The organism is Haloechinothrix alba (assembly GCF_900188115.1).
In the GTDB taxonomy this organism is placed as follows: Bacteria; Actinomycetota; Actinomycetes; order Mycobacteriales; family Pseudonocardiaceae; genus Haloechinothrix; species Haloechinothrix alba.
In genome coordinates this window covers 204,997-225,978 of sequence record NZ_FZNW01000004.1, presented here as the reverse complement: position 1 = coordinate 225,978, position 20,982 = coordinate 204,997, and the positions used below count along the sequence as shown (strand labels likewise).

Here is a 20,982-nt window from a genome sequence, read left to right as displayed (position 1 = left end):
CCGTGGTACGGGCGCGTTCCCGCCGTTCACCGTGGACGCGACGGCGTGACAGGGTCGTGGCCGTCTCGCTCGCGGTGGGTGTCGCCCTGGCGGGCGTCCTCGCCTGGCGCACAGGGGACAGTGTGGACACCGAGCAGGTCACGACCGGCGAGCCCGCACCTGAGCTGCAGTCCCCGGCGCGGGTACCGGGATCGTTCGCCCAGCTGTGGAGCGCACCGAGCTCGGCGACACCCGCACCGGTCGCGGTGGGAGGCACGGTCGTCACCGCCGAGGACGGCGCGGTGACCGGGCGGAATGCGCGCACCGGCGAGCCGCGCTGGAGCTACACGCGCGACCTCGACCTGTGTGCCGTATCGGATCACTGGGACAAGGTCACCGCCGCGTACCGCAAGGAGGACGGCTGTAGTGAGGTCACCCAGCTCGACCCGGAAAGCGGGCATCGCACCGCCCAGCGCAACGGCGATGCCCAGGCGGATGCCCGGCTGACCGGGGACGGCAAGCACCTGGTGACCACCGGGGAGACCCTGCTCAACGCCTGGTCCGAGGACCTGGTGCGCACCATGGAGTACGGCGACGTTCCGGCGAAGGTTCATCCGGGAAAGCAGCCACGCCAGGGGTGCGCCTACGGCTCGGTGACGGTCGCCGCGGGTCGGGTCGGCGTGGTGGAACGCTGCCCGGACGACGACACCGACCGGCTCACCGTCATCGGCACGACCCATCAGGCCGACGACGAGATGCGTAGCGACGAGCCGGACGAGCACTACAGCACGACCCTGGACGGCACGTCGGCTCGCGTGATCGCCATGTCCGAGGAGGAAGCCGGGGTGGCAGCGGTCGCCACCGGCGAGGATCAGCAGCTGGTCGTGTACGGCCCTGACGGGGAGCGACAGGCCGGCTACCAGCTGCAGCTCCCTGCCGACGACCTGGCAGGCGACCCCGATGGGCGCGTGGTCACGACCTCACGGGTCGGCGACACGGTGTACTGGTACACCGGTTCCGGCACGATCGCGCTGGCCGGAGCGAGCCTGGAGCCGCTGTGGTCGCTTCCGGACACGCTCGGGCCGCCGGTCGCGTACGGCGACGAGCTGCTGATGCCGATCGACGGAGGGCTCGCCGTCGTCGACGCGGGTACCGGCGAGGCCGAGCGGACCATCAGTGTCGACCGCGGCGCCTACGCAGGGCCCGTCCGGCTGGCCACGAGCGGCCCCGTACTGCTCGAGCAGCGCGCGGGCGAGCTGGTAGCACTCGGCGGCTGAGAGACACGCCCTACGTGAACCAGACGGCGCTCAGCGTCGTCGCCACCACCAGCAGCGAGCCCGCTGCCGCCAGACGCGACCGCAGCCCGGAATGGAGCTCGGCGAACGCCGCCGCGGCGAGCGCGACGACACCGCCGAGCAGGTGCGCCCAGATCGCCAGGGGGCGCAGCCCCGTGAGCCCTCCGGTGAGGTCAGCCACCTCGACCACCAACAACACGCCGGCCAGCAGCAACAGGCCCGCGGCGAACGTCCCTGCTATAGCGCGCAACCGAACTCCCATCCCCCAGTACCCGGGTCCCTGCCAGTCCGAGGTCGCCGATAACCCTACTGCCGTCACGCGGCGTCGATGAATCCCCGCACCGCGTCGGCGATGAGCTGCACGGCGATCGCGGCCACCAGCAGACCCGCGATCTTGGCGACCAGGGTGATCCCGCTTTCCTTGATCACCCTGATGATCGCACCGGAGTATCGCAGGCAGAGCAGCAGCACCACATGCACGGTGACGATGGCGAGTGCCAGCGCGGTGTACGCGGGCAACTGCCCCTCCGCCTGGCGGACGAACACGATCGTCGCCGCGATCGCGCCCGGCCCGGCCAGCAGCGGAGTACCGAGCGGTACCAGCGCGACGTTGACCTCCTCGGCGGCTTCCGGCTGCGCGCTCTCCCTCCCCGTCAACAGGTCCAGCGCGACCAGCAGCAGCAACAGCCCACCGGCACCCTGCAGGGCGGGGATGCCGATCCCCAGGTAACTCAGGATCGCCTGGCCTGCGACCGCGAACACGGAGATGACCGCGAGCGATACCAGCGTGGCCTGCCAGGCGGCCTTCGCTCGCGCGGCCACCGACTTCCTGCCGGTCAGACTGAGAAACAGCGGGATCGTTCCCGGCGGGTCGATGATGACGAACAGGGTGATCAGCGCGGTCGCGAACACCGTGATGTCGAGATACTCCGCGGTCAACGGCCCCCCTCTCCCCGCACGGCCGTACTGCCACGTCCCAGCCGGAGCAGCTCGGAGTACACGTCCGGGTCCGTGGTCTCGGCGCCGAGCGCGATCTGCTTGTTCGTCCCGTGGTAGTCGCTCGAACCCGTCGGCAACAGGTCCAGCTCGGCGGCCAGCTCGCGCAGCCGCGCGCGGGCCCGCTGATCGTGGTTGGGGTGGTCCACCTCGACCCCGGTCAGGCCGCGAGCGGCAAGGGTGGCGATCACGTCTGCATCGATCGTGGGGCCACGGTCGTGCGCGAACGGGTGCGCGAGCACCGTCACCCCGCCCGCGTCGGCGACCATGTCGATCGCGGACTCCACAGGGGTGTCCGCACGCGGCACGTAGTAGGAGCGGCCGCTTGCGAGATACCGCGAGAACGCCTCGTCCACTGTCCGCACGACACCGGCGTCGACCAGTGCGCGGGCCAGGTGCGGCCGCCCAGCGGGCACGTCAGGGGCGAGTTGGCCGAGCAACGCGTCCGGGTCGACGGGCAGCCCGTCGGCCGCCATACGCCCGGCCATGGTGTGCAACCGGGACCGGCGCTCGGCGCGCAACCGCCGCTGCTCGGCGAGCATCGCTTCCGACCCGGGGTCGAACAGGTAGGCGAGCAGGTGCACGCTGATCGTGCGCCCGTCTCCGGTGTGCCAGCAGCACGACAGTTCCGCGCCGGGAACCAGCGTCAGGCCGGCAGGCAACGCGGCGGTCGCCTGGTCCCAGCCGCCGGTGGAGTCGTGGTCGGTGAGGGCGATCACGTCCAGCCCGGCGGCCGCCGCGGCGCGCATGAGCTCGGACGGCGTGTCGGTGCCGTCCGAGCCGGTGGAGTGCGTGTGCAGGTCGATACGTAGATCGGAGTGACTCACACCGGCAGTCTCTCCGATCGGCCCGCCGGGGCGTCAGCCGACCAGCCTCTTCCCCGCGGCGAGCCGCTTGGCCTTGGTCATCGAGAACGACTCCGCCTGCTTCTTCTTGTCCCCGAACACCAGCTCGGAGATCGCGTCGTAGAACTCTTCCGGGTTGGGGAGGTAGTCGATGTGGTTGAGTGCCTGTATCTGGCCCGCCGACTCGAGGACCATGGTTCCGTAGCCGAGCATCCGGCCGGACGGGCTGCGCTGGTAGGTGAGGTCGGTGACCTTCGAGATCGGCATCATCAGGACCTTGGTGGTGAAGATGCCGCGGGTCATGATGAAGCGCTTGTCGGTGACGATGATGTTCTCCGCCCACCACAGCATGATCTGCCAGACGAATCGCAGGATCACGAACAGGGCCGCGTACCAGAGCACGTTGTGCACGTACACGGCCCAGTCGGTCGGCGGTAGCACGTAGGAGATCATCACGGCGACCGCCAGCAGCGCCGCCGTCTCGAAGCTGTCCCAGATCAGGGAAGCCCAGTGCCGGCGAACCCGCACGACTCGCCGCTCGGTGTCCAGCAAGTACTCGTCGGGGTCGCGTGGTGAGAACATATCCGCAGTGTCTCAGATCATGCGTTGAAAACCGTGCTGACAAAAGTGATCAGCGATTCGGCAGCGCTTTGCAGCATGCCGAGGATGCTGTGCACCATCCCCGCCGCACCACCGGGCTGCGACATCACGAAGAACAGCACGAGCAGACCACCTACGATGATGAGAGGTTTCTTCGCTTTCACGGCGATCATCCCGTCCTTCTCGTCACACCTGCATAACGGAGCAAACAGTACCGTTGTACCGCACCAACCCGGGCCAAGGGGAGGAAAGTCCCGCGCATGGGTCAGCGTATGGCACGATCACACGCCGATAGTAACTCTGCGTATTCACCATGATGCACACGGAAAGGGTCCGCTGCGTCGGCGGTGTCGTCCACGACCCGGCAGGGCGGCTGCTGCTGATCCGGCGCGCGAACGAGCCGGGAAAAGGGTTGTGGTCGGTACCCGGCGGGCGGGTACGGCCCGGCGAGTCCGATGCCCAGGCCCTCGTGCGGGAGCTACGCGAGGAAACCGGGCTCGACGTACGCCCCGGCGAGCTGCTGGGCACCGTGGCCCGCGGGGTCTTCGACATCCACGACTACAGCTGCCACGGCACCGGCGGCCCGTTGCGACCCGGCGACGATGCGGCCGATGCTCGCTGGGTCAGCGCGGCCGAGTACCACGAGCTGGACCGCGACGGCGAGATCGTCGACGGGCTCACGGAGGCCCTGCGGTCCTGGCAGGCACTGCCTCGCTCATGAGCGCGCCACGCACCCGCGGAGCCGCCACCCGGCCCGCCCCAGCGGAGAAGACCGGCTACCCCGCCAGCCACGTCATCCGCTGCCCGTGCGGTGCCGTCGTTGCCAGCACGCGCGCCAGCGGCTGACCGTCGCTCCAGCTCACCAGGCCGAGCGTGCACTGCGCCGTACGGTCGTAGCTCAGTTCCTCCTTGCCGGGGGCCACGTGGGTCAACCCGACCTCGTAGTTCTCCTCACTGACCCACCACAGCGGCCGCGCACCGGCCAGCCGGGCCAGCTCGGCCACGAACTCGGCGCGCCGCTCCGGCGCGAGGTAGGGCAGCGTGTGGCTGGTCATCACCACCAACGGCATGTCAGCAGGCAGCCGATCCACCGCGGTACGCAGGTCGTCCACCGCGTCCCCCGCTACCAGCTCGGGAGGGTGCTTACGTTGCTCGTAGGCGGCACTGCGCAGCAGGCGCGCACGTTCCGGCTGGTCGGCCCACACGCAGGCCTCGAGCCAGGCAAGCTCCTCCTCGTCCGCGGCGTCGACCGGCTCCCTGTCGAGCCCGACCCGCGCGGCCACCGGCAACTTCTTGGGCAGGTGTGGTGCCGCCGCGCCGGGCGCCAGCTCGAGCGCGCAGTGCAGCCCGATCGCCGTCTTGGCGGGCCCCGCGGTCAGCTGCTCACCACCGGCACACTGGTAGCGATAGTTGAACCGGTCGAGGCCGAGCAACAGACCGGCGCTGCAGCCGACCTCGAGCAGCGCCACCTTGCCGGTGGCCTGTTTCGCCGCGAGCGCGACAGCGGGGTACAGCACCGCGGCCCTACCCACCTCGTTGGTCTGCGTCGACCGCGTGGCCATGATGGCCCGTGCCGGTTCGGCGCGCTCCAGCAGGAATTCGCGGAACAGCGGCCACGTCTCCCTGTCGACACCGTCGAAGCCGCCGAGCGTCGGGTAGTACCGCGACAGCGGATGCAGCGGCTCGGCCTGGACGAGGCGGTGCGCGGTCGCCAGCAGCAAGGTCGGCTTCGCCTGCTCGTCCGGCGCCGCGAGCAGCAGCCCGGCGATGTCGTCGTCGGTCGCCGCGTGTCCGGCCAGGTGCTCGTACAGCGGCGAGGCGCCCGCTACCTCGTGCTCGGCGAACCGCTGCAGCCGCTGCTTGACCTCCGCGAGCCGGTCGCTACTCATGGGGCTCGGGCCGGCCGGGCTGCTCGCCACCACGGGCCGCTCCGTACGACTGCTTCGGCACCATGACCTTGCGCTGGAACGTGCACACGATGGTGCCATCCTGCTTGTAGCCGCGCGTTTCCACCGAGACCACACCCCTGTCGTCCTTCGACTTGGACGGCGTCTTGTCGAGTACCTCGGTCTCACCGTAGATCGTGTCGCCGTGGAAGGTCGGCTTCACGTGCTTGAGCGAGGACACCTCGAGGTTGGCGATGGCCTTACCGGAGATATCGGCCACCGACATGCCGAGCAGCAGCGAGTAGATGTAGTTGCCGACCACGACGTTCTTGCCGAAGTCGGTGGTCTCCTCCGCGTAGTTGGCGTCCATGTGCAGCGGGTGGTGATTCATCGTGATCAGGCAGAACAGGTGATCGTCGTACTCGGTCACCGTCTTGCCGGGCCAGTGCTTGTACACCGCACCGACCTCGAACTCCTCGTAGTACCGACCGAACTGCACGGCGCGTTCCTCCTTGCTCACAGACGGGCTCGCGGACAGCGGGCGCACGGCGCCGGCACGGCGCGCAAACACATCGAACCAGATGCCCCCTGATCATCCCCGACGTGGCTGCGCCGCGTCGCGCCACCCTGGGTTCGCGCGTGCTGTGGCGTTGCCCACGTGCGGGCAGGAACCCGTGCCCGCAGGGCGGGCGAGTGCCGCTCACCGGCCACCGTCCGGGGCAGGCTCGGCGCGTACGGCGCGGCGAGCACGGCCGCCGTTATGCCGGTGGCGGGGCCGAGGGACCGAGGGACAGCCTCGCCAGCAGGTCCCGGCCCTTCTCGGCGTTGCGCGGCTGGCACAGCACGTCGTAGCGACCCGCGACGAGCTGGCTCGATGAGGAGAAGTTACGGCGACCCTTCGCCGAGGCGTAGCTGATACCGGCGAAGGTCATGCCGAAGCACACGCCCGCGGAGATGCCGACCAGCAGCGGCGTGTACTCGAGCCCGCCCGCGCTGCCGAACAAGCTCAGCAGCAGCCCGACGAAGAGCCCGAACCACGCACCGGTCAGCGCCCCGGTACCGAGCACCTTTGCCCAGCTGAGCTTGCCGACGATCCGCTCGACAAGCATCAGATCCACGCCGACTACGGTCACGTCGGCCAGCGGGAAGTCGTTTCCTGCCAGGTGGTCCACGGCGCGTTGCGCCTCTTCGTAGGTGTCGTACGAGCCGATCGGCCATCCCGTGGGCGGTGTGGGCAGCCGCGGCTGACCTCCGGGCGCACGGCCTGCGGGAGTGAACGGATTGGTCACTGCATCACCTCTCGCGGCATCCGATCACCAATGTTGTCAATCCCCCTGTATCGAGCGTAACTCCGTTCGCAGAACGTCGACGACCTCGAACACGTCACACGGTCCCACGACACGAGGTCGCGTGGCCCTCGCGGTGGGACGCAGGCGGAGTCACCCGCATCAGGCCGGTGCGGCGTCGTGCGCGCGGCACACGCCGTCAGCGAACCGATCACGAGCACAGCGGCGACAGGTCCCCGGGCCACCGCGCACAGGGACACTCGCAGCTGCCCGTCGCGCCGGGGCAGGCGGCCGGCCTCACGTGGCCGACCGGTACTCGCGCAGTAGCCCCCTGCTGATGATGGTCTTCTGGATCTCGCTGGTGCCCTCCCCGATGAGCAGGAACGGCGCCTCGCGCATCAGGCGCTCGATCTCGTACTCCTTCGAGTAGCCGTAGCCACCGTGGATACGGAACGCCTCCTGGGTGACCTCGGCACAGTACTCGCTGGCGATGAGCTTGGCCATACCGGCCTCGACATCGTTGCGCGCACCGGCGTCCTTCAGGCGCGCAGCGTTGACCATCATCAGGTGTGCCGCCTCGACCTTGGTCGCCATATCGGCGAGTTTGAAGGCCACGGCCTGATGCTCGGCGATCGGCTTGCCGAAGCTCTTGCGCTGCTGGGCGTAGTCCACAGCGAGCTCGAAGGCACGGATCGCGATACCGCACGCCCGCGCGGCGACGTTGACCCGGCCGACCTCGATCCCGTCCATCATGTAGGCGAAGCCCTTGCCGGGCGCGTGCCCGAGCACGTTGTCGGCGGCAATCCGGTACCCGTCGAAATAGGCCTCGGTGGTGTCGACCCCCTTGTAGCCCATCTTGTCGATCTTGCCGGGAATCGTCAGCCCCGGCGCGACCTCGCCGAAACCCTCCGGCTTTTCCACCAGGAACGTCGTCAGGTTCTTGTGTGCCTTGTCCTCACCCTCGTCGGTGCGCACCAGCAAAGCGATGAGGTTCGAGCTGCCACCGTTGGTCAGCCACATCTTCGAACCGTCGATGACATAGTCGTCCCCGTCGGCACGCGCCTTGGTCTTGATCGCGGCGACATCCGAGCCCAGGTCCGGCTCCGACATGGAGAACGAGCCGCGCACCTCGCCGGTGGCCATCCTCGGCAGGAAGTGCTGCTTCTGCTCCTCGGTACCGTGCCTGGCGATCATGTGCGCGACGATGAAATGCGTGTTGATCACGCCGGACACGCTCATCCATCCACGCGCGATCTCCTCGACAACCAACGCGTAGGTTAGCAGCGACTCGCCGAGCCCGCCGTACTCCTCCGGGATCGTCAGCCCGAACAGACCCATCTCCTTCATGCCTTCCACGATCTTGGTCGGGTAGGCATCGGAGTGCTCCAGCTCCTGAGCCTGCGGAATGACCTCGGCGTTGACGAAGTCGCGAACCGTGGCCAGGATCTCGGACTGGACGTCTGTCAGTCCTGCTGTCTGGGCAAGGCGGGCCATCAGCACTCCTCATCGAAGTCTCGGTGCGTCGGGGGCTCATTCATATGCCGGGCGGTTCACCGCGGTCAAGTCACCGGACGTCGCCTGACAGCCGCACACCGGCCCTGCACACAGCAGGCACCGTGCCGGTGGCCCACCGTTCTCGCGACAAGCCCCTACCTCCGTGAGTATCTCTTCCCCGCGGACGCGCGCGTTCCGCGGGGCACAATCCCGACCCAGCAGGCCGGGGCACCCCGGTCAGCCCGCACGCAGCTCGACGTCGCTACCGCACTCCCTGCAACGCACGGCGAGGACGTACACGCTGGCACCGCAGGACTCGCAGTCGTGGAAACTGCGTTCGAGCAGCGCGTCGGGCTCCTCGCGTGTGAACCACCTCACGCGCACGCGCTCCTGGAGGTTCGCAAGACGTGTTCGCATGCTGTCAAGCATCTCCCGAACCGGCGTGTCGCGCGCAAGAATGCGACGTTATCTGTGCGTTACTTCACCGGGGACGGGCCTGCTCCGATAATCCCCGATCGCGGAGAATCAGCCGGTCACGAAGCCGGTGAACAGCCAGTGCAATTCCACGCAGAATTGTGTCGAGCACCACGCGAGAACTCGTCACAGCACACGCTCGTGTGCGGTACGAAACCGGCAAGCCCGCCCTCTCGACCTGGCCTCGCCGTGCGCGGACTCACCGCTGCTCGACGGGGTCGCCGGTGCTCGCGGCCCCACCGGCTCCCTCCGCGGTGCCGCCGGCGCCGGCGGTCTGCCGACCCGGGCTGCCGGTACCGGCGGCTTCCTCCGTACCGGACCCCGACCCGCGTTCGAGACTCTCCACGGCGTCCCGGGCCCCCTCGACGGCTTGCCGTAGCGCCTGCCCGCCCTCCGAGTCCTTGCTCGTGTTGGACTCCAGGAAACGCAGCAGCTCCACGGGGAAGGGGAGTACCAGCGTCGAGTTCTTCTCGGCCGCGACCTCCACCACCGTCTCGAGCAGCCTCAGCTGCAAGGCGCCGGGCGTGTCGGCCATACGCCCGGCCGCCTGGGACAGTTTCTCGGAGGCCTGCAGCTCGCCTTCGGCGGAGATGACCCTGCCGCGCCGCTCCCGCTCCGCCTCGGCCTGCCGGGACATGGCCCGCTTCATCGCCTCGGGCAGCGACACTTCCTTGATCTCCACCCGCTCGATATGGATGCCCCATCCGACAGCGGGACTGTCGATCATCAACTCCAGGCCCTGGTTGAGCTCCTCCCTGTTCGACAGCAGGGAGTCCAGGTCACTCTTGCCGATGATGCTGCGCAGGCTCGTCTGAGCCACCTGACCGACGGCGTAGCGGTAGTTCTCCACGCTTACCACGGCCTGTACCGGGTCGATCACCTTGAAGTACACGACGGCGTCGACACGCACGGTCACATTGTCCCTGGTAATACCGTCCTGACCGGGGATCGGGAGGGTCACGATCTGCATATTGACCTTACGCATGTGATCCACACCGGGGATGATCACCGAGAGCCCTGGCTGCCGCGGAGCACCGTGCACCCGTCCGAACCGGAACACGAGGCCACGTTCGTACTGGCGCACGATCCGCAGGCCCGAACTTGCCGCCACCCCCAGCCCGATGAGCACGAGGACCAGGATCAACAGGACCGACTCCACCTCGATCACCCGCTCTCCCGCGAGACGTCTCGGCCTGCCCCCGATGCTACGCCCCGCGCGGCCACATGATGCCGGGTCGACGAACAGTGGCCCGGCGCGATCGCGCGCCGGGCCACCCCGCATGGCGGCGTCCTCCCCTGGCAGCGCACGCGGACGGATGCAGCCGCGCACGAACCCGTAGCATGGGGACAGGACGTACCCGTTGAGAAGAAGGTCCTCCCCGTGACCAGCACGCAGCATCTACCCAGTGTCGAGGACGTGCGCGGCGCCCTGGCGTCCGTGCAGGATCCCGAGATCAACAAGCCGCTCACCGAGCTCGGCATGATCAAGGACATCGACGTGGACCCGGACGGCACCGTCCGGGTCGGCATCTACTTGACGGTGGCGGGCTGCCCGCTCAAGGAGAAGATCACCTCCGACACGCAGGAAGCTGTCGGGCAGCTCGACGGCGTAGCCGATGTGCGCGTGGAGCTCGACGTGATGAGCGACGAGCAGCGCGCCGAGCTGCGCAAGTCACTCAAGGGTGATGCACAGGAGCCGGAGATCCCCTTCGCCCAGCCGGGCTCCATGACCAGGGTCTACTGCGTGGCATCCGGCAAGGGCGGGGTCGGTAAGTCCAGCGTGACGACCAACCTCGCGGTCTCCATGGCCCAGCGTGGGCTGTCGGTGGGTGTGGTCGACGCCGACATCTACGGTCACTCGATCCCGCGCATGCTCGGCTCGCAGGAGAAGCCGACCAAGGTCGACGACATGATCATGCCGCCGCAGGCGCACGGCGTGAAGGTCATCTCGATCGGCATGTTCACGCCCGGCAACACTCCTGTCGTCTGGCGCGGGCCGATGCTGCACCGGGCACTGCAGCAGTTCCTCGCCGAGGCGTTCTGGGGCGATCTGGACATCCTGCTTCTCGATCTGCCGCCGGGCACCGGCGACATCGCCATCTCGGTCGCCCAGCTGATCCCGAACGCGGAGATCCTGGTGGTCACCACGCCGCAGCAGGCGGCAGCCGAGGTGGCCGAACGGGCAGGCGCGATCGCGCTGCAGACCCGCCAGCGCATCGCGGGCGTCATCGAGAACATGTCCTGGTTCGAGACGCCTGACGGGGACCGCATGGAACTGTTCGGTACCGGTGGTGGTCAGCAGGTGGCCGACTCGCTGACCAAGGCGGTCGGCGCGGACGTCCCGCTGCTCGGTCAGGTCCCGCTGGATCCACGGCTGCGTGAGCAGGGCGACTCGGGGACGCCGCTCGTGCTGTCCGAGCCGGACGCGCCCGCCTCGGCTGTGCTGCGCGAGGCCGCCAACTCGCTGTCCACCCGGGCACGGGGCCTGTCCGGCAAGATGCTGAACCTCTCCCCCGCGTAGCGTGGCCGCGACGGCTACGTCGCGTCCGGGTCGACCGGGGGGCGTTCGCCATTGCCCAGCGTCTCCCGGTTACCCAGCGTCTCCCGGTTACCCAGCGTCTCCCGGTTACCCAGCGTCTCCCGGTTACCCAGCGTCTCCCGGTTACCCAGCGTCTCCCGGTTGCCCAGCGTGTCACCATTGCCCAGCGTCTCCCGCTTCGGCGGTGCGGGACCGCTGCCGGCTCCCCTCGGGCTGTCCGGCTCGTTCAGCCCGAACGGGTCGCTGTCCCCGTCGAACAGGTGCTGCCGGATGGCGTGTTTCGGGTGGACGTTCCGCAAGCTGTTGAGCTCCTCGAGGGGCTTGCGGAACTCCTCGAAATCCGGGCCAAGGTCCCGGCGCAGCTGGTCCCGCGCGCCCGTCGCGAAGTCCTTGACCGACCGTATGCTGCGTCCGACCCAGGCCATGGCTTCCGGAAGTCGCTCGGGCCCGAGCACGAACAGGCCGACGACAAGAATCACCAGTATCTCGCCCCAGCCGATGCTGCTGAACACCCCGAACTCCTCTTGCCGCGTGTCGCGCTCAGCTTAACGCGTGCGGCGCGGCACGGCCACCAGCGGTCGGTCCGGCCGCCGTCCGGTGTCTCAGTCGCTGCCCAGCGTCACGTCGACAGTGAGCTGCCTGCCGTCCCGGACCACGTCCATCGGGACCACGTCATCCGGCTGGTGCTCGCGCACGGCGACCACCAGCTCGGCCGCGTCCCGCACGGTACGCTCCCCGACCCCGGTGATGACGTCGCCCTCGGAGATCCCCGCGTCGGCCGCGGGTCCGTCCTCCTCGACCTCCTGGACCTGCGCGCCCTGCGAGCTGCCGGACGACACCGATCCCGCGCGCACCCCGAGCCAGGCGTGCGTAACGGAACCGTCCTCGATGAGCGACTCGCTGATCTCGACAGCGTCGTCGATCGGGATGGCGAAGCCCAGCCCGATGCTGCCTCCCCCGCCCTGGGCGTCGCCGGTGCGGATCAGCGAGTTGATCCCGACAAGCGCGCCGGTCGAGTCGACGAGCGCTCCTCCCGAGTTACCGGGGTTGATCGCGGCGTCGGTCTGGATGGCGTCGTAGGTCACCGCAGGGTCACCGCCCTGGCCCGGCGCGGTGATCGGCCGGTCGACGGCGCTGACGATCCCCTGGGTGACGGTGTTCTCCAGGCCGAACGGCGAGCCGACCGCGATCACGCTGTCGCCCGGTGTCAGCTCCGCCGAACTCCCGACCTCGATGACCGTGGGGTTGCTGACGTTGACCTTGAGCACAGCCAGGTCCGTCTTGGGGTCGCTGCCCACGATGTCGGCCTCGGCACGCGTGCCGTCGGTGAACACGACGGTGACCTCCTGGTCGCTGTCCTCGACCGCGGACGCGACGACGTGATGGTTGGTCATCACGTACCCGTCGCCGTCCACGACGACCCCGGAGCCGACCCCGCCCTGCGGCCCGGCTGCGACCTCGATGGACACCACGGCCGGGGCGACCCGCTGGACGATCTCCGACACCGAGCCGGCAGGCCGCTCCTTGCCTGCCTCCGCTTCGGCGATGGTGACCTCGCCGGTGAGCTCACTACCGGTCGAGCCGATCCACCATCCGATCGCGCCACCCGCCGAGCCGAGCAGCAGCGCGATGACACCGAGGAGGGCGAGCGCTCGCGGTTTCACCTGCCTGCCGAACAGCACCTCCGACAGGCTGAGCATCCCGGCCGAGCCGCCTCCGGGAGTTTCCGCGCTCGTGCCGGCGTCGGCTGCCCGCGCGGGGCCACCGAGGACCGCGGCGGCACCCGGATCCCGCCACGGGTCCGAGGGGTGCGACCACAACGCGGGCTCCGGCTCGTTCGACACCGGATCCCGCGGGGATGCCTCCTCCGGCGGACGCTGCAGCGAGGTGCCGGGGGCCTCGGTGGCCGCCCCGCCCGCCGCGTCCTCTGCCGGGCGGGAGAACGCCTCGGCCAGCGGCACCGGTGGTGCCTGGACACCGCTGCGCGCATCACGACTCTCGGGGGCGGCTCGCCATGCGGAGCTGGTGTCGAAACTGCCGCTGACCCCCTCCGGACGGGCGAACGCCGCCGACCATGCCGGGTCGACATCCGGCTTGTACAGCGGCCGGGGTTCCAACCGTCCCTCGTCCTGGGGCTCCTGGCCGTCCCTACGCGGCTGCTGGTGCGGATTGTCGCTCATCGCTCCCCGAATGATGCTGCGGCGCCGGAACGTCGGTTCAGGTGCACGGTACGCAGGTGGCGGCGCGCTACACGCGCCAGGTACCTCGTGGTCCGGCGGCCGGCTGGACCACCGGTCCAGGATGCCCGATTCGGGGTGAAGTCAGCGTTGCCCACCGGTCGAACGCGGCGGGTTCACGCGCGCGGACCGCAGGCGGCTACGCCCGGATCCCAGCGGCGCGCTCGAGCCCAGCGGTACGGAGCCGAACGTGGACGACCGCTCCGGGCGCTGCACGGCGACGACCTGCCCGTCCTCCGAGACGGCGATGTTGTCCGGGCCGGAGGGCAGCTCGGCATGTTCCGGAATCGACCGAAGGCTCGCGAGCAGCCCGTCCGGTGCCGACGGCGCGCCTGCGTCGTGCACAGCGCTCCGCGCTTGCCGCTGCGCGGCGACCTCTCCCGCACAGCTCGCGCACTGCGCGATGTGCGCGGCGGCACGTTCGTGCGCGCCGATCGTGAGCTCACCGTCGACGAACGCCACGACCGCGTCGGGCAGCAGGTGTGACTCGGGAAGCTGCCAGCCGGAACTCAGCCGCGCGGTCGAGACGGGCAGTCGCATCCTCCACTGCCGGCCCTTGCCGGTCGTACCTCCCAGCTCGCTCATTCCGTCGACCTCAACTCGTCCACGACACCGGCCTTGCGCCGCTCCAGCGATGCGCGCAGCGCCTGCCGGCCACGGTGTATCCGGCTCCGTACGGTACCGAGTTTAACGCCGAGCGTCGCGCCGATCTCCTCGTAGGAGAGCCCCTCCACGTCACAGAGCACGACCGCGGCACGGAACTCCGGGGGAAGCTCGTCCAGCGCGGCCTGCAGGTCCGGGTCGAGGTGGGTGTCCGAGTAGACCTGTTCGGGGCTCGGGTCGTCCCCGACGACCCTGTCGGTGTCCTCCGGCAACCCTTCCATCCGCACGCGGGAACGGCGCCGCACCATGTCGAGGAAGAGGTTGGTGGTGATGCGGTGCAGCCACCCCTCGAAGGTCCCCGGCTTGTACGACGCGAGCGAGCGGAACACCCGGATGAACGTCTCCTGGGTGAGATCCTCCGCATCGTGCGGGTTGCCGCTGAGCCGGTACGCGAGGCGGTACACGCGGTTCGCGTGCGTGCGCACGACCTCATCCCACGTGGGCGGGGTCCACGTGGCTTCAGCCGAGACGTCGTCCCCATCGACGCTTCGTTCCCCGGCGACCGTGGTGTTCACCGACATCGACTCTGTAGGCATCGTGTACGCAGCAACTCCGTTCGTCGTCTCTGCCGAGCTGACAGAACCTGCAGGTTCCTCCATGGGAGCACTCCCTACTGTCGTACTCAACGCGGACACCTCGCGAGTTGTTCCCACGTCCGCGAGGTTTCAGTGTGCGCCTCCCCGCTGGGGTCGCCGTGAGAAGCGCCTGAGAAACGTCTGTGAATCGTCCCGGTGGCGCTGACGCGCCCCCGACTGTTCAGCGCGCGGCCCCGTCTGCCGGACGGCGGCCGGACCAACCGCTGTGATTCCTCGAGCTCTGGTCCGGCCGCCGGAAGGAAGCTCCGCCAGCCGCGACCGCCCGCCCGTCTCCCACCACCCTCAACGGTGGCGCTGACGCGCCCCCGACTGTTCAGCGCGCGGCCCCGTCTGCCGGACGGCGGCCGGACCAACCGCTAGCCTCGTCATGTGACCTCCCAGACGCACCTCACCGGTCTCGCGGCCCTCGCCGAGCACAGCGAGGAGTACCTGCCCGAGGACGACGTGCTCGCCCGCGCCCGCGACGCCGCAGGCGAGCTGGGATGCCCCACCGCGACACCCTCGGTCGGTGCGACGCTGCGTTTCCTCGCGACGACACTGTGTGCCCGCGCGGTCGTGGAGGTCGGCACGGGCGCCGGGGTCAGCGGCCTGTACCTGCTCCGCGGAATGGCAGGCGACGGTGTGCTCACCTCGATCGACATCGAGCCCGAGTTCCAGCACGCTGCCCGGCACGCGTTCACCGCAGCGGGGTTCCCCGCCGGACGCGCGAGGCTGATCGCGGGCAGGGCCGTCGATGTGCTGCCCCGCCTGACCGACGGCGGCTACGACCTGGTCTACGTCGACGCCGCGAAGGTCGAGTACCAGCGCTACTACCAGCACGGCGTGGCCCTGCTGCGAGCGGGCGGGGTGATCGCGTTCGGCGGGATCGGTGCGCACGGTCGGTTCACCGACCCCGCACGGCGCGACCCGGAGACGCTGGCGATGCGCGAGCTCGCCCGCACGGTCTCCGAGGACGAGCGGCTCCGGCCGGCACTGCTACCGGTCGGCGACGGGGTCCTCGTAGCCGCCCGATCCGCCCATTAGGGGCGGCTACTCGCTCCTGCCGCCCGGCCCGACCACATGGGCGGCTACCGGCCCGGCGCCGGAGTTGTCCGTCCGCCGAGATCCGCCGCAACCCACCGGGGCCGGCACCCGCGGCTCATCCCGGCTACGGACCGCGAGCACTGCCAGCACCGCGCAGCCGAGCCATGCGGTCACCATCACGATGAGCGCGCCCCACCCCGCCCTGGCGAAGACCACGCTGCCGACCGTGCCACCCACACTGGAGCCCACGTAGTACGCCAGCGTGTACAGCCCGGAGGCTTGGCCCCGGCCCCCGCGACGAGCGGCACTCGCCGTCCACCCGCTGGAGACAGCGTGCGCGGCGAAGAACCCGGCAGTGAGCACCACGAAACCAGCGATCACCACAGGCAACGAGCCCGCGAGGGTCATCATCGCGCCGAGCACGGTTCCGGCAAGCGCACCGAGCAGGGAGCCGGTCCTGCCGAACCGGCCGACCAACCTCCCGGCCAGCGAGGACGACACCGTACCCATCGCGTACGCCAGGAACACCATCGAGGCCACGGCGGGGGCGAGGTGGAACGGATCCCCGGTCAGCCGGAACGACGCGGCGTTGTACAGCGCGACGAAAGCCCCCATCCCCAGCAGCGCCACCGAGTACTGCGCAAGCAGCACCGGGCTCGCCAGCGCGGCTCCCAGACCGCGCAGCACCCCGACCTCCCGGTCCTGCTCCGATGCCGGCCCGTCGGCGGGTACACGCCTGTTCAACCGAACCAGTGCGGCACCGGCAACGACGGCGCAGGCCAGCGCCAGGACCGCCGAGCAGGCCATGGCCGCCCGCCAGCCGAGCCAGTCCGCGCTGACGCCGGTGGCCAGCCTGCCGAGCATGCCACCGATGGTGTTCCCGGCGACCATCGCTCCGACAGCTCCCGCCACACCACGCGCGCCGAGGCGCTCGGCAAGGAACGCCGCGGCCACGCCGGGGAACCCCGCGATCGCAGCGCCCTGGACGGCACGCATCACCAGCAGCACCGTGAAGCTCGGCACCAGCGGGATGAGCGCGCCCATCAGGACCGAGACGGCAAGGGAACACGCGATGACCGGTCGCCTGCCCACGACCTCCGAGAGGGTGGCGATCGGCAGCACGGCGACGGCGAGCGCGCCGGTAGCTACCGACACCGCCAACGACGCCGAACCCGCGTCGAGGCCGAACTCCCCGGCGATCTGCGGCAGCACCGGTTGCGGGGCGTAGAGCAGCGCGAACGAGGCCACGCCCGCTGCGAAGACCGCGGCGGTGACGGCGCGCACATCAGCGCCGCGTGCTGCCAGGGCGCCCGGGCGCGTGCGGCTCCGGACGTTCGAGGACACGGCCGTCGATCGTACGTGCGAGCCGCGCCGGGCGAAGGCGAGTGTGGGAAACCAGACATGCCCCGGAGTCGACGCCGCGCGGGCGGCTTCGTCAGGCGTAGCCGGCCACGAGCTCGACGAGGGTCCGCGCGGCGAATCCCGTTCCACCGGGAACCACCTCGCGGTAGGTGCTCTCCGCCCGGGCCGGACCGGCGATGTCCAGATGCGCCCACGGCAGGTCACCGGCGAACTCCCGCAGGAACAGCGCCGCGGTGACCCCGCCGGGCCCCTGCGGGGCCTGTCGCAGGTCCGCGATCTCGCTGACCACCGACTCGGCGTGATCGTCCAGCAGCGGCATGGTCCACCACGCCTCGCCGACCCGCTGCCCTGCCGCGCACACCCGCTCCGCCAGCGAGGTCTCGCTGGCGAACACGCCACCGGTGCGCACTCCCAGCGAGACCTTCATGGCCCCGGTCAACGTCGCAACGTCGACGACCGCGTCCGGCGCCGCGCGCTCGATCCCGTAGGCGAGCGCATCGGCGAGTACGATCCGCCCCTCGGCGTCGGTGTTGGTGATCTCGCTCGTGCGCCCACCGTAGTGCCGCACCACATCCCCTGGCCGGTAAGCCGCACCCGAGACGTGGTTCTCGGCCGCGGGCACAAGCGCGGTCACCCGCGTAGCGATACCGAGGGTCGCGATCGCGCGCATCGCGGCGAGTACCGCGGCGCCGCCGGACATGTCCGTGCGCATCAGGTGCATGCCGTCCGCGGGTTTGATGGACAACCCACCGGTGTCGAAGGTGATGCCCTTGCCGACAAGCAGTACATGGGCACCGCCGACTCCGGGGTCGTAGCTGAGCTCGATCAACCGGGGAGCGCTCGCCGAACCGCCTCCGACGGCGAGGATGCCACCGAAACCGTGCTCAGCCAGCCACCCCTCGTCGCGCACACGCACGTCGAGTCCCACACGATCATCGGCGAGGTCCCGCGCGACACGCGCGAGCCAGGCCGGGTTCTTCACGTTCGACGGTGTGTTGGCGAGATCCCTGGCCAGCGCCGTGGCTGCCGCGAGCTCGCTCGCCCGCGCCACAGCCGGGCGGTAGGCGGACTCCTGACTCCCTTCCGGGACCACCAGGCGCACGCCACGCACCGGCATGTCCTGGTTCGCCGAACCGACCCGGTACCGGTACCCGCCGAGCGCGAGCCCGTACACCAGATCGTCGACCGCGTCCGGCTCCATATCGGGGGGAAGGGCGACCCGCACCACCTCTGATGCCTGCCCACCCGAGCCGGTGCACGCTTCGGCGTCGGACCCTACCGCGCGGATCAGCGCCGCACCGGCCTCCCGGTAGTCCGCTCCGGAGCCGTCCCCGGTACCCACCAGCCAGCGGGCCTGTGGCGCCGGCTCGTCCACCCTGCGTAGTTCGCCTGCCGACCCCTTCGCGCCGAGCCGAGCCATGAGCTCGGCGGGCCGGCGGTGTTCCGCGGCGGCGAGCTGCTCCCTGCCGGTCCGCCCTGCGCTGTCGACCGCCTCCCTCGACACCAGCACGGCCAGCGGCTCGTCGCCGGTACCGGATGCGACGACCTCGACCGAGGGCAGCTCACGCGGAATGGAAGGGACTCCCGTGCGCGGAACCGACACCCCGCCCCTTCCGTGCGCTGTAACCTCGTCGTTCGGATCCACCCTGCCGGCTATCCCGTTGCCTCCTGCAAGGCGACACAGAGGTCCTTGGCTTCGTCGGCCGTAATCTCGACGACGAGCCGCCCACCGCCTTCCAGTGGTACCCGCATCACTAGGCCACGTCCCTCCTTCACGACCTCGAGGGGACCATCTCCGGTCCTGGGCTTCATGGCCGCCATAGCGTGCTCCCTCCGTATCAACCAGCGCGCCCGGGTCGCGCTCGCCAAAGCCAACCGGGTCGACGAGGCTCGGTGAGCGGGCGCGGATACCTCGGACCACCCGCACCCGTAAGCGCCCGCCAGTGAAACCTCACACACCCATTGTCCCCTATCGTCGATCTCGCTGCTCAAGCGGATGGCGCCTTGCGTGCGGGTATCAACGCTGGTAAACGCCTCACCGTCGGCACGGACACCGATCAATGCAGCACCGGAGGGTGCGCGCGGCCCCGGATACGGCAGGCTGGCGGGGTAACCATGCGCGCCACCGGGCCCGGCCGGTGGCACCACCGCTGATATACCTCGAGCTCTGGTCCGACCACCAGGCAGCAAATCCCGGATCCAAGGAGGAGTGACGACGTGACAGCCAACGCCAGCACCGGGGCCGACCCGGATCAGGATATGGTGACCACCGCCGATGCCGAGGGGGTTCGCACCATCACGCTGAACCGGCCCGACTCCTACAACGCGCTCAACGTCGCGCTGAAGGAACGGCTGCTTGCCGAGCTGCGTGCGGCGGAAGCCGACCAGCAGGTCGGGGCGATCGTGCTGACCGGTGCGGGTACCGCATTCTGCGCGGGGCAGGACCTCAAGGAGCACGTCAGCCTGCTGCTCGCCGACGACCCCGCTCCCCTGCGGACCGTTGGCGAGCACTACAACCCGATCGCCACCGCGATCGCGAGCATGCCCAAGCCGATCATCGCGGCAGTGAACGGCCCGGCGGCCGGTGCCGGCGCGGCGTTCGCCTACGCCGCCGACCTCCGTATCGCGGCCACCTCGTCGAACTTCCTCATGGCCTTCGCCAACGTGGGTCTCGGGCCGGACTCCGGCGCGTCCTGGACATTGCAACGACTGATCGGCTACGGGCGCGCGCTCGAGCTGATGCTGCTCGCGCGCAAGGTTCCCGCGGAGGAGGCGCTGCGCATCGGCCTGGTCTCCGAGGTCGTCCCCGACGGCGAGGCCACGAACCGGGCCCAACAGCTGGCGGCCCGCCTCGCCGCGGGTCCGACGGTCGCCTACCGCAAGATCAAGGAAAGCCTGTCCGGCGCGGCCGAGTCGACGTTCGGCGAGGCGCTCGCCACCGAGGAGGCCGCGCAGACCGAGCTCGGCCGAACCGCAGACCACCGCGAGGCGGTCGAGGCGTTCGTCGCCAAGCGGGAACCCACCTTCACCGGGCAGTGACCGGGGCGGTCCCGGCGGTCGTGCCTGCGCAGACCACCTCGGCGACCCTGGCAGGCCGCTGGACGTTCCTCGAGCGTCACGAGGCGAGCCAGCAACCGGCCACGTGGTCGTCGACCATGCCCGTGGCCTGCATGAGCGCGTAACACGTTGTCGGCCCGACGAACGAGAAGCCGCGACGCTTGAGCTCGCGCGCCATCGCCCGGGAGGCGTCGCTCGTGGCGGGCACCTCGGATATGTCGGACGGCCGGGTGTGCTCGCCCGGAGCCGGGGCGAACGACCAGAGCAGCTCGTCGAGGGCGATCTCGAGGCCGGGGATCAGCCGGGCGTTGGCGATCACGGCCTCGATCTTGGCCCGGTTCCGGACGATGTCGGTGTCGGTGAGTAGCCGCTCGACGTCATCGGAGTCGAACTCCGCCACTCGCGCCGGGTCGAACCCCGCGAACGCGCGCCGGAACGCGTCCCGCTTACGCAAGATCACCAACCACGACAACCCGGACTGGAACGACTCGAGGCACAGCCGCTCGAACATGGCGATCTCGCCGGTCAGCGGCACCCCCCACTCGGTGTCGTGGTACTCGGCGTAATCCGGCGCGGTGTTGGCCCACGGGCAGCGGGGCAGGTCTTCCTCGGCGGTCACCAACGCCTGGGCATCACTCACGGGACCTCAC

The 20,982-nt window shown here is 69.9% G+C and carries 23 protein-coding genes and 1 pseudogene; 5 read left to right on the top strand and 19 right to left on the bottom strand.

Annotated features, from left to right (window positions below; translation table 11 throughout):
- Positions 1-2 precede the first annotated feature (2 nt).
- Positions 3-1,256 (top strand): Rv3212 family protein, encoded by a 1,254-nt coding sequence (locus CHB84_RS05005; protein ID WP_483866683.1) that lies wholly within the window; start codon positions 3-5, stop codon positions 1,254-1,256.
- A gap of 10 nt (positions 1,257-1,266) precedes the next feature.
- On the opposite strand, the gene CHB84_RS05000 is transcribed toward CHB84_RS05005, so the two are convergent.
- The 5 genes from CHB84_RS05000 to CHB84_RS22745 form a co-directional block, all read right to left on the bottom strand.
- On the bottom strand, positions 1,267-1,524 hold the full coding sequence (locus CHB84_RS05000) for a hypothetical protein (protein WP_141134569.1): 258 nt from the start codon (positions 1,522-1,524) through the stop codon (positions 1,267-1,269).
- A gap of 65 nt (positions 1,525-1,589) precedes the next feature.
- Entirely contained in the window at positions 1,590-2,213 is a 624-nt protein-coding gene (locus tag CHB84_RS04995) for a MarC family protein (protein WP_089300282.1), read from the bottom strand.
- Positions 2,210-3,097, bottom strand: a complete 888-nt coding sequence (locus tag CHB84_RS04990) for a PHP domain-containing protein (RefSeq protein ID WP_089300281.1) — start codon at positions 3,095-3,097, stop codon at positions 2,210-2,212. The genes CHB84_RS04995 and CHB84_RS04990 overlap by 4 nt, the downstream gene beginning before the upstream one ends.
- A gap of 33 nt (positions 3,098-3,130) precedes the next feature.
- Complete coding sequence (locus tag CHB84_RS04985) at positions 3,131-3,697, bottom strand: PH domain-containing protein (RefSeq protein ID WP_089300280.1); 567 nt, start codon at positions 3,695-3,697, stop codon at positions 3,131-3,133.
- A gap of 17 nt (positions 3,698-3,714) precedes the next feature.
- Entirely contained in the window at positions 3,715-3,888 is a 174-nt protein-coding gene (locus tag CHB84_RS22745) for a hypothetical protein (RefSeq protein WP_089300279.1), read from the bottom strand.
- 140 nt (positions 3,889-4,028) lie between these two features.
- Here CHB84_RS22745 and CHB84_RS04975 point away from each other — a divergent pair, with 140 nt between their 5' ends.
- Entirely contained in the window at positions 4,029-4,436 is a 408-nt protein-coding gene (locus CHB84_RS04975; RefSeq protein ID WP_089300278.1) for an NUDIX hydrolase, read from the top strand.
- Positions 4,437-4,491: 55 nt separating this feature from the next.
- Here CHB84_RS04975 and CHB84_RS04970 read toward each other — a convergent pair whose 3' ends face one another.
- From CHB84_RS04970 to CHB84_RS04950, 6 genes are all read right to left on the bottom strand, one after another.
- Positions 4,492-5,604 carry a DUF2332 domain-containing protein gene (locus CHB84_RS04970; RefSeq protein ID WP_089300277.1) on the bottom strand — a complete coding sequence of 371 codons (1,113 nt, stop codon included), beginning with the start codon at positions 5,602-5,604 and terminating at the stop codon, positions 4,492-4,494.
- On the bottom strand, positions 5,597-6,100 hold the full coding sequence (locus CHB84_RS04965) for a MaoC family dehydratase (protein WP_089300348.1): 504 nt from the start codon (positions 6,098-6,100) through the stop codon (positions 5,597-5,599). The genes CHB84_RS04970 and CHB84_RS04965 overlap by 8 nt, the downstream gene beginning before the upstream one ends.
- A 259-nt stretch (positions 6,101-6,359) precedes the next feature.
- Positions 6,360-6,890: a YflT domain-containing protein gene (locus CHB84_RS04960; RefSeq protein WP_089300276.1), complete on the bottom strand. Its 531-nt coding sequence runs from the start codon at positions 6,888-6,890 to the stop codon at positions 6,360-6,362.
- Between the two features lie 294 nt (positions 6,891-7,184).
- Positions 7,185-8,381 (bottom strand): acyl-CoA dehydrogenase family protein, encoded by a 1,197-nt coding sequence (locus CHB84_RS04955; protein ID WP_089300275.1) that lies wholly within the window; start codon positions 8,379-8,381, stop codon positions 7,185-7,187.
- A 237-nt stretch (positions 8,382-8,618) separates the two neighbouring features.
- Complete coding sequence (locus CHB84_RS24165) at positions 8,619-8,840, bottom strand: DUF6171 family protein (RefSeq protein WP_483866684.1); 222 nt, start codon at positions 8,838-8,840, stop codon at positions 8,619-8,621.
- Between the two features lie 214 nt (positions 8,841-9,054).
- Positions 9,055-9,996 (bottom strand): slipin family protein, encoded by a 942-nt coding sequence (locus CHB84_RS04950; protein WP_425432279.1) that lies wholly within the window; start codon positions 9,994-9,996, stop codon positions 9,055-9,057.
- Between the two features lie 240 nt (positions 9,997-10,236).
- On the opposite strand from CHB84_RS04950, the gene CHB84_RS04945 reads away from it, so the two are divergent.
- Positions 10,237-11,376: an Mrp/NBP35 family ATP-binding protein gene (locus tag CHB84_RS04945; RefSeq protein WP_089300274.1), complete on the top strand. Its 1,140-nt coding sequence runs from the start codon at positions 10,237-10,239 to the stop codon at positions 11,374-11,376.
- A gap of 14 nt (positions 11,377-11,390) precedes the next feature.
- On the opposite strand, the gene tatB is transcribed toward CHB84_RS04945, so the two are convergent.
- The 4 genes and pseudogenes from tatB to sigE form a co-directional block, all read right to left on the bottom strand.
- Complete coding sequence (gene tatB / locus CHB84_RS23420) at positions 11,391-11,906, bottom strand: Sec-independent protein translocase protein TatB (protein ID WP_141134568.1); 516 nt, start codon at positions 11,904-11,906, stop codon at positions 11,391-11,393.
- A gap of 90 nt (positions 11,907-11,996) precedes the next feature.
- Positions 11,997-13,574: a S1C family serine protease gene (locus tag CHB84_RS04935; protein WP_089300273.1), complete on the bottom strand. Its 1,578-nt coding sequence runs from the start codon at positions 13,572-13,574 to the stop codon at positions 11,997-11,999.
- 177 nt (positions 13,575-13,751) lie between these two features.
- A pseudogene (locus CHB84_RS04930) lies at positions 13,752-14,171 on the bottom strand (zf-HC2 domain-containing protein); the annotation flags it as partial.
- A 41-nt stretch (positions 14,172-14,212) separates the two neighbouring features.
- Positions 14,213-14,815, bottom strand: coding sequence for an RNA polymerase sigma factor SigE (gene sigE / locus CHB84_RS04925; RefSeq protein ID WP_089300271.1), 603 nt, complete (start codon positions 14,813-14,815; stop codon positions 14,213-14,215).
- A gap of 444 nt (positions 14,816-15,259) precedes the next feature.
- Between sigE and CHB84_RS04920 the strand changes: the two genes are divergently transcribed.
- Positions 15,260-15,913 carry an O-methyltransferase gene (locus CHB84_RS04920; protein ID WP_089300270.1) on the top strand — a complete coding sequence of 218 codons (654 nt, stop codon included), beginning with the start codon at positions 15,260-15,262 and terminating at the stop codon, positions 15,911-15,913.
- A 6-nt stretch (positions 15,914-15,919) separates the two neighbouring features.
- On the opposite strand, the gene CHB84_RS04915 is transcribed toward CHB84_RS04920, so the two are convergent.
- From CHB84_RS04915 to CHB84_RS04905, 3 genes are all read right to left on the bottom strand, one after another.
- Positions 15,920-17,218, bottom strand: coding sequence for an MFS transporter (locus CHB84_RS04915; RefSeq protein ID WP_425432278.1), 1,299 nt, complete (start codon positions 17,216-17,218; stop codon positions 15,920-15,922).
- A gap of 130 nt (positions 17,219-17,348) precedes the next feature.
- Positions 17,349-18,878: a leucyl aminopeptidase gene (locus tag CHB84_RS04910; protein ID WP_245818562.1), complete on the bottom strand. Its 1,530-nt coding sequence runs from the start codon at positions 18,876-18,878 to the stop codon at positions 17,349-17,351.
- Between the two features lie 50 nt (positions 18,879-18,928).
- On the bottom strand, positions 18,929-19,096 hold the full coding sequence (locus tag CHB84_RS04905; RefSeq protein WP_089300344.1) for a DUF3117 domain-containing protein: 168 nt from the start codon (positions 19,094-19,096) through the stop codon (positions 18,929-18,931).
- A 438-nt stretch (positions 19,097-19,534) separates the two neighbouring features.
- Between CHB84_RS04905 and CHB84_RS04900 the strand changes: the two genes are divergently transcribed.
- On the top strand, positions 19,535-20,314 hold the full coding sequence (locus tag CHB84_RS04900; protein ID WP_089300343.1) for an enoyl-CoA hydratase-related protein: 780 nt from the start codon (positions 19,535-19,537) through the stop codon (positions 20,312-20,314).
- 76 nt (positions 20,315-20,390) lie between these two features.
- Here the strand turns inward: CHB84_RS04900 and CHB84_RS04895 are convergent, their stop codons facing one another.
- The gene (locus CHB84_RS04895; protein WP_281251731.1) at positions 20,391-20,972 is read right to left on the bottom strand and encodes a DNA-3-methyladenine glycosylase I; all 582 of its coding nucleotides are present in this window, start codon (positions 20,970-20,972) and stop codon (positions 20,391-20,393) included.
- Positions 20,973-20,982: the final 10 nt, after the last annotated feature.

Coding starts and splice junctions, on each gene's coding strand:
- sigE (WP_089300271.1), bottom strand. CDS start 14,815: ATGTCGGTGAACACCACGGTCGCCGGGGAACGAAGCGTCGATGGGGAC.
- CHB84_RS04900 (WP_089300343.1), top strand. CDS start 19,535: ATGGTGACCACCGCCGATGCCGAGGGGGTTCGCACCATCACGCTGAAC.
- CHB84_RS04975 (WP_089300278.1), top strand. CDS start 4,029: ATGATGCACACGGAAAGGGTCCGCTGCGTCGGCGGTGTCGTCCACGAC.
- CHB84_RS04985 (WP_089300280.1), bottom strand. CDS start 3,697: ATGTTCTCACCACGCGACCCCGACGAGTACTTGCTGGACACCGAGCGG.
- CHB84_RS22745 (WP_089300279.1), bottom strand. CDS start 3,888: ATGATCGCCGTGAAAGCGAAGAAACCTCTCATCATCGTAGGTGGTCTG.
- CHB84_RS04905 (WP_089300344.1), bottom strand. CDS start 19,096: ATGGCGGCCATGAAGCCCAGGACCGGAGATGGTCCCCTCGAGGTCGTG.
- CHB84_RS04970 (WP_089300277.1), bottom strand. CDS start 5,604: ATGAGTAGCGACCGGCTCGCGGAGGTCAAGCAGCGGCTGCAGCGGTTC.
- CHB84_RS04955 (WP_089300275.1), bottom strand. CDS start 8,381: ATGGCCCGCCTTGCCCAGACAGCAGGACTGACAGACGTCCAGTCCGAG.
- CHB84_RS04935 (WP_089300273.1), bottom strand. CDS start 13,574: ATGAGCGACAATCCGCACCAGCAGCCGCGTAGGGACGGCCAGGAGCCC.